Origin of the sequence: Exiguobacterium sp. s152 (genome assembly GCF_018618335.1) — a bacterium.
Taxonomy (GTDB): domain Bacteria; phylum Bacillota; class Bacilli; order Exiguobacteriales; family Exiguobacteriaceae; genus Exiguobacterium; species Exiguobacterium chiriqhucha.
Map to the genome: position 1 here is coordinate 368870 of NZ_JACSLX010000001.1, position 14084 is coordinate 382953.

Below are 14084 nucleotides of genomic sequence, written 5' to 3' on the forward strand. Positions count from 1 at the left end.
CTAATTCATTGCGGTCTGTTTCAAAAATGCGACAAACCTTTGTCATTATAGCAAAACTACCGGAGTCATGCTATTACAGGTTATTGTTTTTTTTAGCCAATCGGCGACTCTTGTACATCGCCATCCGGTCTTGCGGTGTCATCATGACGTTGAGCGGAGGGCCATCCGCTTTGTATGACACGCCCATGGCGGGCGTCAATGTTTCTTCATCAGGCACATCGACCGGTTCGTCCGACTGTAATGTTTTCGCAACATCCTCAACAATCGGTGCCACCGTCTCGACCGATGCTTCAGTCGGCAACGATGGTTCGGTCACATCTTGTTTTTCTTCACGAACGGCAATCTTTGACGATTTCAAATCGGTCGACCCCATGAAGACCGAAGCAAATCCGCTCTCTACAATCGAGACTTCCCCGAGGAGCGGTTTTGTGTCTGATTCATCCTGCTCATCTTCCAAGTCGGTCGGACTCTCATCAATCGGTTCCGACGTTTCTGTGGAAATAATCGACGCTTCGATTGGTGACTCTGTTTGCTCGGCCACCATTTCCTCAAGCGTCTCTGCTACTGGCAGTTCGTCCGCTGTGACATCAAAGTCGGACTGTGGCGTCGTCGCTTCGTCCGTGTCCGGCGCCGATTCATCTACTGATTCGTCCACTGATTCGTCCACTGATTCGTCTACTGATTCAACAACGGATTCGTCTACTGACTCCATCACCGACTCATCTACAGAATCAATTACCGGTTCGTTCTCAGGCTCAGGCGCTACGCTTGGCGGCACCGCCTCTGACATTTCCTCGTCTGGGACGGCCACTCGCTTCGCTTGACGCATCGCTGAATCGTCTCGCGTCTCCGGAGAATGTTCAGTCGGCAGGATGATTTTCGGTTTCGGTCGGGCGTATCCATAAATCGGAGACGGTACATCCGACGGCACAAATTCATCCTTCGGCTCGGGCTTCGGTGCAGGCGCACCTTTCTTCCCTTCTTGGGATAGTTCGCGTCGAATTCGGTCTGCTTGCTGTTTTAATGAACGTTCATATGCATCCATACTTGATTCCTCGCTTTTTCACTCAATCCTATTTAGCAAAAAATCGGTCGAGTTTAGCGACCGATTTCAAATGCTTTACCTACTTCATATTCGTCATCTAATACGAGAATCCCTTTTTCTTGCGGTGCATCAGGCAAGTTCAATTCACGCGCCGAACAGATCATCCCGTGTGAGCTCTCACCACGTAATGTAGACGGGCGAATAATCAAACCTGATGGCATGACTGCCCCCGGTTTCGCGACGACGACTTTTTGGCCGGCCGCGACGTTCGGTGCGCCACAGACGATTTGGACCATACCTTGGTCAGTCTCGACCTGACAAATCGACAATTTATCGGCATCCGGGTGTTTCTCAGCTTCTTTGACATAGCCGACGACGAATTTAGGGGTGAAGTCCACGCCCGACAACTCGGCTTCGATATTTTGTTTGCGCAAGATGACACCGAGCGTCTCAATCAATTCGGCCGTCAATTCGACCGGTCCATGCCAATCGCTGACATCAAAATAGTTGCTCGCGTTGAACACGTTGTAGCCATTGACTTTCCCTGTCGTCGACTTAACGATGGCGACATCGTCTTTCCGTTCAACAACTTGATGATGGCGATCGCCTTCTCTTAACAGGACCATGAGGACATCGCCGATTCCTTCACGGTTATAAAAAGCATTGATTTGCATACGTAAAAACGCCCCTTCTTTCAAACTAGACACAAATAGTTTAGCAGATTATGCGTCGGTTGGTGGGTTCTTTTTTCCGACAATGAAAATTGGCTCGAGTACGCCAGCCTCATAATGGAAAGAAAGAGCCGTCACCGGAATCCGACCGTTCGTGAAAAAGTCGAACATGAGCTGTTGCATCGCATCATAACCCTGATCGTTGCGGATGTCCGCGATAATCATGACGTCTTGGTGCGGCACTCCGACGAGCATATCGCCTTCGATGCGGCGTTCCATAACTCGTAAAAAGTCATCGTTCAAGATACGTGACGCCTCGTAGCCGTCCCGTGCCGCCAGGAAATAGAACGTGTTGCCGGCAACGGTATCTTCTTTTAAATCGGTCGGTAATTTTTTGACGTTATTCCGCGCCAACTCATCAAGGCGTTCGAGCGTCATTCCGCCCAAATGTCGCTCTTCAATCAATCGATAGCCGTTACCCAAATCTAGGGCGTAAAAGACGGCGGTCTCAGCTGTATGCGGCGTCATCGCCAATGTCTCGCCCCGTTTCGTCTCGGTCGAGAACGAAGCAGAACGGATGACAGGATAAAGATTAGCCTCATTACCCGCTAATGTAATGTCATCGTCCGCGGTGAGCGCTGTCTTGATGTAGTCTACGACCTCATCGACAGCGATTTCCCCTCGAACTTTTGTTTTCGCTACGAGCGGGGCGAGACGGATGTTGACGCCGAATCGATCGGTCGCCCGTTCGATGCGCAACACCTCATTCTCGCGGTCGTACGAGGTCCGGTATCCGTCAGTGAACTTACTTTCGAGATGACGACGTAATTCATTCCGCTCCATTTGAATCACCCTAACCCATGAAGGAAGGCTTCGACTTGCTCCGGCGTCTTCCGTTCGCGTCCGACATAGCGGTCGACTTCTTGTCCGCCGTTGAAAGCGACGAAACTTGGAATTCCGAAAATGTCGAGTTCTTGCGCAAGCTCCATCCATTCATCACGATCGACGTAATAAAATGACCAGTCTGAGAACTTCGCTTCAATGTCCGGCATGAATGGGTCGAGGAAACGGCAATCGCCGCACCACGTTGCTGAAAACATGAGGACGCTCTTCCCTTGTTTCGCTGCTGTATATTCGTTCATCGTTGTCAGTTGTTTCATCTTCACCACTCCTGTTCTTTTTTCCTCATTCATGATAGCATAAGTCCGTTGTCACATTCCGCTCTCGTGTTTTATGATAGTCGGGAGTGAAGACTACGTGAAAAAGGTGAAGTCATGACAAAATGGACACGCGAACAGTTGAATCCAGAAATGAAGCATCCACTTGAACAACTCGTCGGCGTCATCGGCATGTTGGCGATTCTACGCTACGGTTATTTGTTCATCGATACGGACAAATCACGAGGCGAGATTTTCATTTGGCTCGTCGTCGGATTCGCCGTGATTTACATACTTGAACGCGTCGGCAAGCGTCTTGTGCGCAGGCTGCCCATCATTCGAAAACGTTTTTTACTCCCCGTCTATGCCGTCTTGCTCGTACTATTCCTCGCGAGCTTCCGCGTCCCGCGGGAAACGGTCGAAATCGTCCGGAATTTTTTCGGGTGGTGAACGAAAGAGAGCGTCCCGCTTATTTGCCGGGACGCTCTCTTTCGTATGTTCAATATTCGATTTTCATGTCGTTCGGTCGAATCCGGTTCATCCGGACCAACACTTGATAGACGGCGTAGCTGAGCACCGCTGGCCCGACGATTAAAAAGCCGAAGACGACGATGAACGTATACCAACTGAAGCCCATCGTTTCGAGCATGACGATCGGTCCGACGAGTCCACTTGTTCCCATGCCAGCGCCTGCCGCGACGCTCTCGAGTTCAAACAACAGAATCGCAATCGGCGCGAGCACGGCGCCGGCCACGGTCGGCGGCAACAGAATCCATGGGTTTTTGACAATATTCCCGACTTGGAGCATAGATGTACCGATGCCTTGGGCGATGGCGCCTCCGATGCCATTGTCCCGATAGCTCGTGATGGCAAACCCGACCATTTGGGCAGCACACCCGACCGTCGCCGCACCGGCGGCAATCCCGCTCAAACCGAGCATGAGGGCGATGGCCGCGCTCGAGATCGGAGCCGTGAGCGCGAGCCCCATCAACGTCGCGACGACGACGCCCATGAACAGTGGCTGCTGTTCCGTTCCCCATTCGATCCATGTGCCGAGCTGTGTCATGAACAACCCGACGTATTTACCGATATAGGTCGCACTTAAATAACCGATGCCGATCGTCGTGAACGGCGTGACCAAAATATCGAGTTTCGTCGACTTCGAGACGAGCTTGGCGACTTCGACGGCGAGCAACGTCGCCACATAACTGCCGGCAGGTCCGAACTCATAGCCGAACGCCCCGACGACGAGTGCCGAGAACAAGATGAGCGGTGGTGCCTGGAGTGCATAGGCGATGGCGATCCCGATGGCAGGCCCGGTCAAGCCGATGGCCACGTCACCAATCTCGATGAGTGTCGAACCAAATCCGGACAGGCTCGTCTCAAGCAACTGTCCTCCGGCCGTCTTCATAATCAAGCCAATAATGAGCGTACTGAATAATCCGAGTGCCATATAACTGAGAGCCGTCACGAAATAGAGCGACGGACTGAGCGTAATCCCTTTTTTCTTAAGCATAGAAATTCCTCTTTTCTGTCTTGTCAGTCGTAAAGTTTCTGTCTTCACACTTTTATCAGTATAAGCGTTTCTCGTGAAATTTCAATATGAAAAAAACGCCACTCCCCGAGTGACGTTCTTCGTTCAATTAGCGTGAAGCCCGGAGCGTCTCCATCGTCGAGCGATCGAGTCGTTTGACGAGTGCCTTCAGGAGCGCTTTCGCCGCGTCGTAGTCGTCCGTATGCAAAATCGAGGCATGCGTGTGGATATAACGCGCCGCTACACCGATGACGGCCGTCGGCACCCCTTCCCCGCTCATGTGGATGCGACCCGCATCCGTGCCACCTGGCGAGACGAAATACTGGGTCTTAATGTTTTCATCAGATGCCGTATCGAGCAGGAAGTCACGCATCTCAGGAGACATGACCATGACCCGATCGAGGATACGAATGAGTGCCCCTTCCCCGAGCTGTCCGAACTCTGTCTTATTGCCTGATGCATCGTTGGCCGGTGATGCGTCGAGGACGAGCGCGACATCCGGACGAATCATTTCGGCTGCTGTTTGGGCACCACGGAGACCGACTTCTTCTTGTACGGTCGCCCCGGCGAACAAGATGTTCGGGTGATCGGCTTTTGTCGTCTCTTCGAGCAACTCGACGGCGAGCCCAACGCCGTAGCGGTTGTCCCATGCCTTGGCCATAATTTTTTTCGGATGTTTGAGCGGCGTGAATTCGCTCGTCGGCACAGCCGGTAGACCCGGACGTACGCCCCACGATTCGGCCTCTTCTTTCGTATCGGCCCCGATATCGATAAACATTTGCTTCATGTCCATCGGCTTGTTCATCGCCTCCGGTCCAAGCAAGTGCGGCGGCGTCGATGCGACGACCCCTGGAATCAATCCATCGGCCGTCACGATGTCAAATCGTTGTGCCATGAGCACTTGGCTCCACCATCCGCCGAGCGGTTGTATGTACAGCATCCCGTTTTCTGTGATTCGGGTGACCATGAATGCGACTTCGTCCATATGACCAGCGATCATGATGCGTGGTCCCGCCTCATCGCCGACTCGTTTCCCAAAGATCGAGCCGATGCCATCCGTCATGACTTCATCGACGTGCGGTGTGATTCGGTCGCGAACAAACCGGCGGACCTCTGATTCAAACCCGGGCGCGCCCGGAAGCTCTGTTAACGTCTTGAATAAGTCTCTCGTTTTTTGTTCCATTTCCATCCATCCCTTCAACCGTTCTTGTTTCATTATATACAGAACTTTTCGACAGATGCGAATGGTTTTCGTTCCAATGGGGTACAGGTTTTGGTACGATGTACATGATAGCCATAGTTCAAGGGGAGGTAGTCATATGAAGAAAAGATATTGGTTAGTTGGAATCGGGGTTGCCATCGCAGCCGCACTTATGACGAAAAAAGTGTTAGATGAACGAAGCTTATCGGCCGAGGATGCGCTTGAGTACACGAAGCGTGCATTTTCAGCCAAAGGTCACGTCCAAGGGGCATGGATCTCGGCATCACCTGAGATTTATACGTATGATGGACGCGAGTACGACGTCTTCAAAGGCGGCATCTCGGTTCTCGAGAACGATGAAGAGAAGACGTACCAATTCACAGTCGATTCAGAGACTGGCGCTCTACTTGAATATGCATGAGATGAGGTCGGCGAATATTTTCGCCGACTTTTTTTGTTTAATTCACCCAAAAGAGTGGAAAATTGAATATGGTACTTTTCAAACTCAAAAAGGAGTGATCCCACGTGAAGAAACTGATCGGTGAAGCAAACGAGCTCGTGTCACAAATGGTCGAAGGTATGGTCCACGCCCACCCTGAACTGTACGGTCGTGTGGAAGGATTCAATGTCATCTGTCGTGCCGACGGGGCCAAGTCCGGGAAAGTCGGACTCGTCTCAGGTGGAGGGAGCGGTCACGAACCAGCGCACGCCGGTTATGTAGGCGATGGGATGCTCGATGCCGCCGTATGCGGTGAAGTGTTCACGTCCCCGACGCCGGACATGGTGCTCGAAGGGATCAAAGCGGCCGATGGCGGCAACGGCGTATTGCTCGTCGTCAAAAATTACGCAGGTGACGTCATGAACTTCGAACTCGCCGCCGAACTCGCGGACGCCGAAGGGATTAAAGTCGATCACGTCGTCGTCGCCGACGATGTCGCTATCACGAATAAAGAAGACCGCCGTGGTGTCGCCGGTACCGTGTTCGTCCACAAGATTGCCGGTGCAGCCGCAGCGAGCGGGAAATCACTCGACGAAGTGAAAGCGCTTGCGGAGAAAGTCGCGGCCAATGTCCGCTCAATGGGGATGGCCGTCGAACCTTGCTATATGCCAGTGAGCGGTAAACCTGGATTCGATTTGAACGAAGAAGAAATGGAAATCGGAATCGGGATTCACGGCGAACGCGGCGTCGAACGGAAACCGACGACGAACGTCGATGCGATTGTCGATGACTTGCTCGATCATTTGAAAAAAGAAGTCAGCCCCGGCGAGGTCGCCGTCATGGTCAACGGTATGGGCGGAACGCCTCTATCTGAACTGTACGTGACGTATCACTTCGTCGCGAAAAAATTGGAAGATGCCGGCTATTCATTGAAACGAAAATACGTCGGCAACTATATGACATCACTCGAGATGCATGGCTTCTCGATCACACTCTTGCCGCTCGATGAAGAGTTGACGGGCTATCTCGATGCACCATCGGCGGCACTCGGTTTCAAACTCTAATCTACGAATGAGGTGTTCATGCAATGTTGACGATTGAAGGATTCAAGCAAGCATTACGGCACGCCCAATCAGAGATTGAGGCGAACAAGGATACATTGACCGATCTCGATCGCGCCATCGGCGACGGAGATCACGGCATCAATATGTCGCGTGGCTTTGAAGCGGTCGTCGCTGTCCTCGATGATGACTACGCAACTCTCGGCGACTTGAGTAAGAAAGTCGGGATGACGCTCATGTCGAAAGTCGGTGGCGCAGCCGGTCCACTTTACGGTTCCGCCTTCGTCAAGGCAGCGCCTAAATTTGGTGACGCGACCGAAGCCGATTTCAATCTCGTCAAAGAAGCGCTCGTCGAAGCAGCGACAGCGATCAAGGCGCGCGGGAAATCGGAAGTTGGCCAAAAGACGATGGTCGATGTGTGGGATCCGTTCTTGAATGACTTGAACGAGTCCGACGACTTTGACGCGAAACTTGATCAACTCGTCGGTGCGACTGAGGATATGGTCGCCACGAAAGGACGGGCGTCTTATTTCGGTGAGAACTCTCGCGGCACCGTCGACCCGGGGGCCCTCTCGAGTTCAATCGTCTTAAAAGCGATTATGAAGGAGGTTGAGTGATATCGTAGAGATCATCATCGTATCCCATAGCGCCAAAATCGCTGAAGGGATTCAAGACTTGATGAAAGAGATGGCTCCGTCCGTTCCGATTCATTTAGCGAGCGGGCTTGAAGACGGCAGCATCGGGACTGATGTGACCCGAATCCTTGAGGCCATTGAAGCCGTCGACAAAGAGGCACTCATCTTATCGGATATCGGTTCGGCCACGATGAACGCCGAACTGGCCGTCGATATGTATGAAGGCGAGAAAACCGTCCAGTTTTATGACGGTCCAATCGTCGAGAGTGCCTTCGTCGCTTCCGTCTCAGCCGGTAACGGCATGGACGTTGCTCAAATCGTCGAACAGTTAAAGATGGCATAAAAAAAGAGCCTCGCGGCTCTTTTTTTAACGTGGGTTATCGTTTTTCTCGTAGATCGGGTTCATGTATTCAGTCGTCGAGTAGAAACGTGGCACGACAACGAACAAGATGACAGCCGGAATCGCGATCATAAGTAACAAGATCAAGACAGGCAACCAATAGACGATTTGTTGTCCGAGCATGTCGATGTTTGCGTCTGCAAATTCAGTCGCGCCTTCGACTTCTGCAAGGTCAGCTGTTGCGAGGATTTTGTTGTCCGTCGCATCATAGTAATGGAACTCCGTCTTACGTGTGATGAAGATGCCGTCACGGACCGTATCAATTTCAACGACCGCCGCGATGACTTCGTTGCCATTCGAGTGACGGAGCGTCTCTTCTTTTACGATTTCAGCCGTTCCTTCTTTGTAATCATAGTGCGTGGCCTTCAAATCCTCTTCAAGGGCGTCCAAGAACGCCTCATTTGCCGAGGTATTAAGTGGTGCGATTGTTAGAATGAAGATTAGTGCAAGCAGGCTTGCCCATGCTTTTTTCAACATCCCCATGTTCCCCCTTCTCTAATTCCAGTTTAGCGTCATTCCTATTGTACCAAGAAGAAAGAAAAAAGTGTGAAGAAAATGCTATTAAAATAAGAAAAAAGCGTGTCAAATTTTCGGGCGGAACGCGGCCTCCATCCGATAAATCGGTTGTCCCATGGCGCTGAAGCGCTCTTCGTACTCGGTACGGACGTTATCTGCCGGTTCGTTCGCGTGAAGATCAAGTGAAATATCTGTGAAGTACATGCCGTATTGACTCATGCTTTCGAGTGAATATTCGAACAGTCCGCGGTTATCCGTCTTGAAGTGAATCTCGCCTCCGCGTGGCAACACAGCCTCGTACGTGGCGAGGAATGTCTTATACGTCAAACGACGTTTCGCATGTCGGGTCTTCGGCCATGGATCTGAGAAGTTCAAATAGACGCGGTCGACTTCGCCGGCTTCGAAATAGTCGACGAGTTGCTTGGCATCCACAGTCAAGACGCGGACGTTCGGCATCGGCATTTCGACGAGCTTTTGCACGATCGACACGGCGACGCTCTCGAACAACTCGATGGCGATGAAGTTGACGTCCGGGAACTGCTGGGCCATCCCTAAAATGAATTGCCCTTTCCCCGACCCGACTTCGATGAAGAGCGGATTGTCGTTCTTAAATTCTGATGTCCAGTTCCCTTTTAACGTTTCGGGATGAGTGATAAAGACGTGTTCTTGAGCTTCCATGTATTCTTTAGCCCAAGGCTTGTGACGTAAACGCATGTTTTTCCAACCTTTCGTTCAAGAAATGTTCAAGTTTCAGCTGACTAGCCGCTTCGCGCGAGCAGTCCCCTTGCGATTATACACGAAATCATTGTTTAATGAACATGAATCATCCTTCACAAGGAGGTTATATCGATGAGCACGTTAGATCAATTTCTTATTTTTTACGCGGCTCCGTTGACGTTCTTCGGCGCCGTCATCGCGACGTTCGTATGGGCGTATTTCATGAAACCTGATGATGTCTGATGCATATGGAAAGGGATGGCTCACACTCGTGATCCATCCCTTTTTTCATTGTGTCCGTTCCTCTGCTTCATCGAGCAATTCCCGGAGCACGGTCAATCCTTCTGCTCGGGCGATGCCGTTCTGTTCCCCATATAAGGTCAGAACCGTCTGGGCAATCGCATACCAGTGCATTCGATAGTGTAACTCGGAGGTGAAACGGATGCCGTAATGGCTGAACCACGTCTCCCAGTCTACCTCGTCGACGTAGCTGTAGACGACCATGGCCAAATCAAAGGCACGGTCGGCGATGATGGCGTCATCCCAGTCGGTCAAATATAACAGACCGGTCTCATCCTCAATCCAATTGTTATGGTTCAAGTCTGAATGGCAGACGACGAGTTCACGTTCGTCATCAATCGGCTGATGGACCGACAACCAACGGATTGCCTCATCAATCGTCACGTCCGCCTCGTCTTGCTCGTAAGCGGCACATTGCCGAAGCAACAGTGAGGACGTGACCGGTGTATGATTCAACTGCTGCAACATGAATAATAGCTCTTTCGAATGATGAATCTTCCCAAGCTGTGCCGCCACATCAGCCCGTTTCATATCGGCTGGCGAGAGCTCACGACCTTCGATGAACTGTTGGGCACTGAGGACGTCACCGTTAAACATCCGTTTCGTCCACAGCAATTTGGGGACGATGCCTTCGGCGGAAAGAATGGCTAAAAACGGGGACGAGTTTCGTTTGACAAAGATTTTTTGTTGGCGCGTCGTCGCTACGTACGCTTCGCCTGTAATGCCGCCTGCGGAAGCCACCGTCCACTCTTCACCGAGCGCACCGATTATATCTGAATACATATTCATCACGCTCAAATCTCATTAAGAATTACAAAGATACAATCACCATATTAACACGCGATAATCGTCATTGACAACGACTCGACTTGAATCTGGCTCGGATTTCGTTCAATCGGGACGAGGCTCGCCGTTTCCCCTTGGACGTAGACGTTCCAGTCCCCCTCCGCTTGGAATGTCACATCGTGGAACGTTCCGTTCAGATAGACGCGGACGCGCTGCCAGGCATCATAAGAATGGCTCGCCGTCAGCTCATATGCAATCACGCCCGGGGGCGACGGTAGGAACTTGAACTGTTCGATAACTTTTTGCCGGGTATCGTAGCGGAAACACGTGTGACGGCGCCGTAACTTGAGTAGTGTCTTCACGAACTCGACCTCGCTTTGCCGCTCGTCACGTAAGTCCCAATCGAAGTGATTGATTCGGTCCGGTGCATTATAGCTGTTCTCAACCCCTTGTTTTGTCCGACCAAACTCTTGGCCGGCGTGAAGGAACGGGACGCCTTGCGACGTGATGACGATGGCTGTGGCGAACCGTTGCATCCGCAACCGCATCGTCTCGTCCATATCTTCACACGACAAGAGCAATTTATCGTACGTCGTATAATTGTCATGCGCTTCGACGTAGTTGATCGTATACTGCGGGCTTGGGAAACGCCCGACGGTGACGTTCGGGATCTGTACCGCTCCGGTGAGGCATTCACGAAGCTCCCACTCCCGCCACTCGTTCCCGGAGACGAACCCGCGCTCCCGGTCATTGAACGTCGACCCTTTCAAGGCGTCCCGCATCATGTCATTGAAATGACCGATTCGGGGCATGAAAGCCGCGTTATGCGACGAGGCTTTCAATGACGGGCTGAGCGGTGTTGCCAAATCCCATCCTTCCCCGTAAATCAAAATCGAGCGATCGATTTTATCGAGTGCGGCCCGTATTTGATTCATCGTCTCGACGTCATGAATGCCCATCAAGTCGAATCGGAAACCGTCGACGTGATACGTCTCGGCAAAGTACGTCACACAATCGACAATCATTCGTCGCATCATATACCGTTCTGAGGCCGTGTCGTTTCCGACGCCGGTCCCGTTCGCGACCGCCCCGTCATGTTCATAACGGAAATAATAGTACGGGACGAGTGCTTCGAGCGACGATTGCTCACGGATGAAGATATGGTTCATGACGACATCGACGACGACGCGCATGTCATGCCGATGCAAGGCATCGACCATTTCGGCATACTCTAGAATGCGTGATAGCGGCTCGTCAGGTTTCGAGGCGTAACTGCCTTCCAACCCGAACCAATGGATCGGATCATAACCCCAGTTGTAGGGCATCCGGGTCGCTTCGTCGACGCTTCCAAAATCATGGACCGGCAATAACTGCAGGTGCGTAACCCCAAGTTCTTTCAAATAATCGAAACCGGCACTGTTCCCCGCCCGGGTTTTAAGCCCAGTCTCGACGATGCTGGCGTACAGCCCTTGCCGTCGACTCGTCGACGCAGGGTGGCTCGTGAAGTCACGGATATGCAGTTCATAGATGACGGCATCTGTCGCTTTGCGGAGAGGCGGGCGTTCTGCCGGCTCCACGTGCTCAGCGACGGCTGTCTCAACATCGATCAATACGCCAAATTCGCCATTTAGGCTGACGGCTTTGGCGTAAGGATCGACGACCTCGTTCGTTTCGACAGGTGTCTTGACGTACAGTCGATAAAAATAGCCTTCGTACAGTCTAGGAACATCGGCATGCCAGACGCCTCGACCGCTCCGAGACATGCGAAATCGTTCAATCTCACGATGCGTTTCGGGATCATGGATGACGAACCAAATCGAAAACGCGACGGGCGACCAGACATATGCCTCAATTGATTGCCCGGAAAATGAAAGGCCGAGCGGTCCGTCATAGGCATAGCGACGTTCAAACTCGTCCGTATGCACAATTTCGCGGGGCACGACGACAATCGTCTTATGTCCAGGGTGAAACACGGTATAGACCGCTTCGAGCGTAACCGGGCGCGTCAATTGGATATCTCGTTCAATCGTGCCCGCCTCTGTCGTCCATTCGTTGAGCACCACATAATCGACCGGTCGACCGTTTTGTTCGATTTGTACCGGTACGGATTCATATTCGGCAATGACCTCGAGTCGAATCGTCTTGAATGAGAGCAAGGAAGCCTGTTCAATCGTCACATGAGACGTCGTTTGCTGATTTGGTGTGTAATGCATACGCGTTCCATCCTCTCCTACCTACTGGTCCAAAAATTGTCGAAACGGCATCTGGGCTGTCGCATCTAGTAGTTTCGCCACATCTCGAATTTGTTGGGCTTTGACGATCGGCGCCCTCGTGTTCACTTGTTTCATCCACGGCTCATAATCCGCGCGTGAGATGAACTGAGTCGACCGAATTTCAGGCACATGATCGAAATAGCCTTGTGGGGCCACCGTCACTTTTTGGATGACCCCGTCATAGGACGGAAGAAACTGTCGAACGATTTCTTCGGTGCGCGTCAACGCGATGAGCGGGTTGACTACACGTTTATTTTCCCCTTTGAGCGGTTGATGAATCCACGTCTTCTGCTTCGATATGTGATAGATGCTGCGGTCGCCGTCGAGCCATTCGACCAGGTAAATATGCGATGGTCCGATGATGAGATGGCTCAGTTCGACCGTCGCCCCGTTCCATTCGACGACCGGACGATACATGAAGAAGTGTTGGTCGTTCCATTCGGATACCATCTTGCGATATCCGTATTCTCGCAAAAACGGCAACAACGGGACGTCCGCCTCGGTCGCCCCTTCACAGGCGTATTGCAGTTTTTGGATATGACGGCGGTTCGTGAGCAACGTCTGGAACTGCGACTCCGAGAGCGGTGTCGGTTCGAGCTCGATGCGTTCCGTACGGCGCCAAAATTTCCACCACGGGTTCTCAAACTCCATGATTTCGGGAGGATTCAACCGATTGGAATCGTGAAGACGACGCATGCGAGCGACATCGGACTCGACATACTCTTGAAAGCGATTGAACTGGTCGAGCATGTTTCGTTCATATTTAGATGTTACGTCAAAAATTTTAATCGGGATCGCCATGTGTCCTCCTCTGACCGCTGTAACGGAAATACTTCGACTGCCTCATAGGCAGGGGTATGGTTTGGATTGATTCGATAAAGTACGACCGTTTCAATCGGCTCCTCGATGGTAAACGTCGGGGCGATGTACGGGATTCGTGTGCCTGTGTCCCACTTCTTCGCGAGTGTGACGTGGGGGACGAACGGTTTACGGTCGAGTGCTGGAATCTCTTCGGATAACTTTCGTCGAAGCGTCCCGGTAAGCGCCGTCAAGTCCACGGACGGTTCCGGGACGATCGTCAAGACACGCGGACGATCCGGTCTACCGAAGTGGTCGATTTGCTGGAACGTCAGCGCGAACGGAGCCGTCGACGTTGTCACTTCACGTGTGAGTTCTTTCACTGCCTCGACTTCATCATCGTCCAATGAACCGAGAAACTGAAGTGTCAAATGAAATTCCTCCGGACGATACGTTCGACGATACGAATAAAACGGCAAGATGTCCCGCTGTACATGTTCGAACTTTTCGTCCTCGATGGGTAGTGCCAAAAAATAATGTGTCGACATGAC

At 51.9% G+C, this 14084-nt stretch carries 18 protein-coding genes; 6 read left to right on the forward strand and 12 right to left on the reverse strand.

Annotated features, from left to right (window positions below):
* Positions 1–73: 73 nt before the first annotated feature.
* Genes KNP72_RS01905 through KNP72_RS01920 form a run of 4 tightly spaced genes read right to left on the reverse strand, consistent with a single transcriptional unit; the run spans position 74 to position 2876 of the window.
* Positions 74–1045 (reverse strand): hypothetical protein, encoded by a 972-nt coding sequence (locus KNP72_RS01905; RefSeq protein WP_214831920.1) that lies wholly within the window; start codon positions 1043–1045, stop codon positions 74–76.
* 53 nt (positions 1046–1098) lie between these two features.
* Complete coding sequence (gene ytpR / locus KNP72_RS01910) at positions 1099–1719, reverse strand: YtpR family tRNA-binding protein (RefSeq protein WP_214717573.1); 621 nt, start codon at positions 1717–1719, stop codon at positions 1099–1101.
* A gap of 48 nt (positions 1720–1767) precedes the next feature.
* The gene (locus KNP72_RS01915; protein WP_214717575.1) at positions 1768–2559 is read right to left on the reverse strand and encodes a DUF1444 family protein; all 792 of its coding nucleotides are present in this window, start codon (positions 2557–2559) and stop codon (positions 1768–1770) included.
* 5 nt (positions 2560–2564) lie between these two features.
* Entirely contained in the window at positions 2565–2876 is a 312-nt protein-coding gene (locus KNP72_RS01920; protein WP_021065580.1) for a thioredoxin family protein, read from the reverse strand.
* A 114-nt stretch (positions 2877–2990) separates the two neighbouring features.
* Between KNP72_RS01920 and KNP72_RS01925 the strand changes: the two genes are divergently transcribed.
* Positions 2991–3323 (forward strand): hypothetical protein, encoded by a 333-nt coding sequence (locus KNP72_RS01925; protein ID WP_021065579.1) that lies wholly within the window; start codon positions 2991–2993, stop codon positions 3321–3323.
* 49 nt (positions 3324–3372) lie between these two features.
* Here the strand turns inward: KNP72_RS01925 and KNP72_RS01930 are convergent, their stop codons facing one another.
* Both KNP72_RS01930 and KNP72_RS01935 read right to left on the reverse strand, forming a co-directional pair.
* Positions 3373–4389: a PTS sugar transporter subunit IIC gene (locus tag KNP72_RS01930; protein WP_021065578.1), complete on the reverse strand. Its 1017-nt coding sequence runs from the start codon at positions 4387–4389 to the stop codon at positions 3373–3375.
* Positions 4390–4516: 127 nt separating this feature from the next.
* Positions 4517–5590 carry a M42 family metallopeptidase gene (locus KNP72_RS01935; RefSeq protein WP_214717579.1) on the reverse strand — a complete coding sequence of 358 codons (1074 nt, stop codon included), beginning with the start codon at positions 5588–5590 and terminating at the stop codon, positions 4517–4519.
* A 136-nt stretch (positions 5591–5726) separates the two neighbouring features.
* On the opposite strand from KNP72_RS01935, the gene KNP72_RS01940 reads away from it, so the two are divergent.
* The 4 genes from KNP72_RS01940 (at position 5727) to dhaM (ending at position 8086) form a co-directional block, all read left to right on the forward strand.
* A complete protein-coding gene (locus KNP72_RS01940; protein ID WP_021065576.1) occupies positions 5727–6029 on the forward strand; it encodes a PepSY domain-containing protein in 303 nt (100 codons plus the stop codon).
* 104 nt (positions 6030–6133) lie between these two features.
* Positions 6134–7111 (forward strand): dihydroxyacetone kinase subunit DhaK, encoded by a 978-nt coding sequence (gene dhaK / locus KNP72_RS01945; protein WP_131471307.1) that lies wholly within the window; start codon positions 6134–6136, stop codon positions 7109–7111.
* Positions 7112–7134: 23 nt separating this feature from the next.
* Positions 7135–7725: a dihydroxyacetone kinase subunit DhaL gene (gene dhaL / locus KNP72_RS01950; protein WP_214717581.1), complete on the forward strand. Its 591-nt coding sequence runs from the start codon at positions 7135–7137 to the stop codon at positions 7723–7725.
* The gene (gene dhaM, locus KNP72_RS01955) at positions 7718–8086 is read left to right on the forward strand and encodes a dihydroxyacetone kinase phosphoryl donor subunit DhaM (RefSeq protein WP_251128809.1); all 369 of its coding nucleotides are present in this window, start codon (positions 7718–7720) and stop codon (positions 8084–8086) included. Before dhaL ends, dhaM begins: the two co-directional genes overlap by 8 nt.
* A gap of 24 nt (positions 8087–8110) precedes the next feature.
* On the opposite strand, the gene KNP72_RS01960 is transcribed toward dhaM, so the two are convergent.
* Complete coding sequence (locus KNP72_RS01960) at positions 8111–8620, reverse strand: hypothetical protein (protein WP_251128810.1); 510 nt, start codon at positions 8618–8620, stop codon at positions 8111–8113.
* Between the two features lie 105 nt (positions 8621–8725).
* Complete coding sequence (trmB, locus tag KNP72_RS01965) at positions 8726–9373, reverse strand: tRNA (guanosine(46)-N7)-methyltransferase TrmB (RefSeq protein WP_214717585.1); 648 nt, start codon at positions 9371–9373, stop codon at positions 8726–8728.
* A gap of 135 nt (positions 9374–9508) precedes the next feature.
* Here trmB and cydS point away from each other — a divergent pair, with 135 nt between their 5' ends.
* Positions 9509–9619 (forward strand): cytochrome bd oxidase small subunit CydS family protein, encoded by a 111-nt coding sequence (cydS, locus tag KNP72_RS16095; protein WP_021065570.1) that lies wholly within the window; start codon positions 9509–9511, stop codon positions 9617–9619.
* 45 nt (positions 9620–9664) lie between these two features.
* On the opposite strand, the gene KNP72_RS01970 is transcribed toward cydS, so the two are convergent.
* Genes KNP72_RS01970 through thpR form a run of 4 tightly spaced genes read right to left on the reverse strand, consistent with a single transcriptional unit; the run spans position 9665 to position 14081 of the window.
* Positions 9665–10459 (reverse strand): phosphotransferase family protein, encoded by a 795-nt coding sequence (locus tag KNP72_RS01970; protein ID WP_029595153.1) that lies wholly within the window; start codon positions 10457–10459, stop codon positions 9665–9667.
* A gap of 50 nt (positions 10460–10509) precedes the next feature.
* Positions 10510–12675, reverse strand: a complete 2166-nt coding sequence (gene pulA / locus KNP72_RS01975; protein ID WP_214831922.1) for a type I pullulanase — start codon at positions 12673–12675, stop codon at positions 10510–10512.
* A gap of 21 nt (positions 12676–12696) precedes the next feature.
* Positions 12697–13536, reverse strand: a complete 840-nt coding sequence (locus tag KNP72_RS01980) for an NERD domain-containing protein (protein WP_058764022.1) — start codon at positions 13534–13536, stop codon at positions 12697–12699.
* Positions 13506–14081, reverse strand: coding sequence for an RNA 2',3'-cyclic phosphodiesterase (gene thpR / locus KNP72_RS01985; RefSeq protein ID WP_029595150.1), 576 nt, complete (start codon positions 14079–14081; stop codon positions 13506–13508). Before thpR ends, KNP72_RS01980 begins: the two co-directional genes overlap by 31 nt.
* Positions 14082–14084: the final 3 nt, after the last annotated feature.

What these genes read in the sequence shown, in the direction of transcription:
- KNP72_RS01960 (WP_251128810.1), bottom strand. Translation starts at nt 8,620, where the DNA reads ATGTTGAAAAAAGCATGGGCAAGCCTGCTTGCACTAATCTTCATTCTA.
- thpR (WP_029595150.1), bottom strand. Translation starts at nt 14,081, where the DNA reads ATGTCGACACATTATTTTTTGGCACTACCCATCGAGGACGAAAAGTTC.
- KNP72_RS01940 (WP_021065576.1), top strand. Translation starts at nt 5,727, where the DNA reads ATGAAGAAAAGATATTGGTTAGTTGGAATCGGGGTTGCCATCGCAGCC.
- KNP72_RS01920 (WP_021065580.1), bottom strand. Translation starts at nt 2,876, where the DNA reads ATGAAACAACTGACAACGATGAACGAATATACAGCAGCGAAACAAGGG.
- KNP72_RS01925 (WP_021065579.1), top strand. Translation starts at nt 2,991, where the DNA reads ATGACAAAATGGACACGCGAACAGTTGAATCCAGAAATGAAGCATCCA.
- pulA (WP_214831922.1), bottom strand. Translation starts at nt 12,675, where the DNA reads ATGCATTACACACCAAATCAGCAAACGACGTCTCATGTGACGATTGAA.
- KNP72_RS01905 (WP_214831920.1), bottom strand. Translation starts at nt 1,045, where the DNA reads ATGGATGCATATGAACGTTCATTAAAACAGCAAGCAGACCGAATTCGA.
- cydS (WP_021065570.1), top strand. Translation starts at nt 9,509, where the DNA reads ATGAGCACGTTAGATCAATTTCTTATTTTTTACGCGGCTCCGTTGACG.
- dhaL (WP_214717581.1), top strand. Translation starts at nt 7,135, where the DNA reads ATGTTGACGATTGAAGGATTCAAGCAAGCATTACGGCACGCCCAATCA.
- KNP72_RS01935 (WP_214717579.1), bottom strand. Translation starts at nt 5,590, where the DNA reads ATGGAACAAAAAACGAGAGACTTATTCAAGACGTTAACAGAGCTTCCG.
- KNP72_RS01970 (WP_029595153.1), bottom strand. Translation starts at nt 10,459, where the DNA reads ATGTATTCAGATATAATCGGTGCGCTCGGTGAAGAGTGGACGGTGGCT.
- KNP72_RS01915 (WP_214717575.1), bottom strand. Translation starts at nt 2,559, where the DNA reads ATGGAGCGGAATGAATTACGTCGTCATCTCGAAAGTAAGTTCACTGAC.
- KNP72_RS01980 (WP_058764022.1), bottom strand. Translation starts at nt 13,536, where the DNA reads ATGGCGATCCCGATTAAAATTTTTGACGTAACATCTAAATATGAACGA.
- KNP72_RS01930 (WP_021065578.1), bottom strand. Translation starts at nt 4,389, where the DNA reads ATGCTTAAGAAAAAAGGGATTACGCTCAGTCCGTCGCTCTATTTCGTG.
- trmB (WP_214717585.1), bottom strand. Translation starts at nt 9,373, where the DNA reads ATGCGTTTACGTCACAAGCCTTGGGCTAAAGAATACATGGAAGCTCAA.
- ytpR (WP_214717573.1), bottom strand. Translation starts at nt 1,719, where the DNA reads ATGCAAATCAATGCTTTTTATAACCGTGAAGGAATCGGCGATGTCCTC.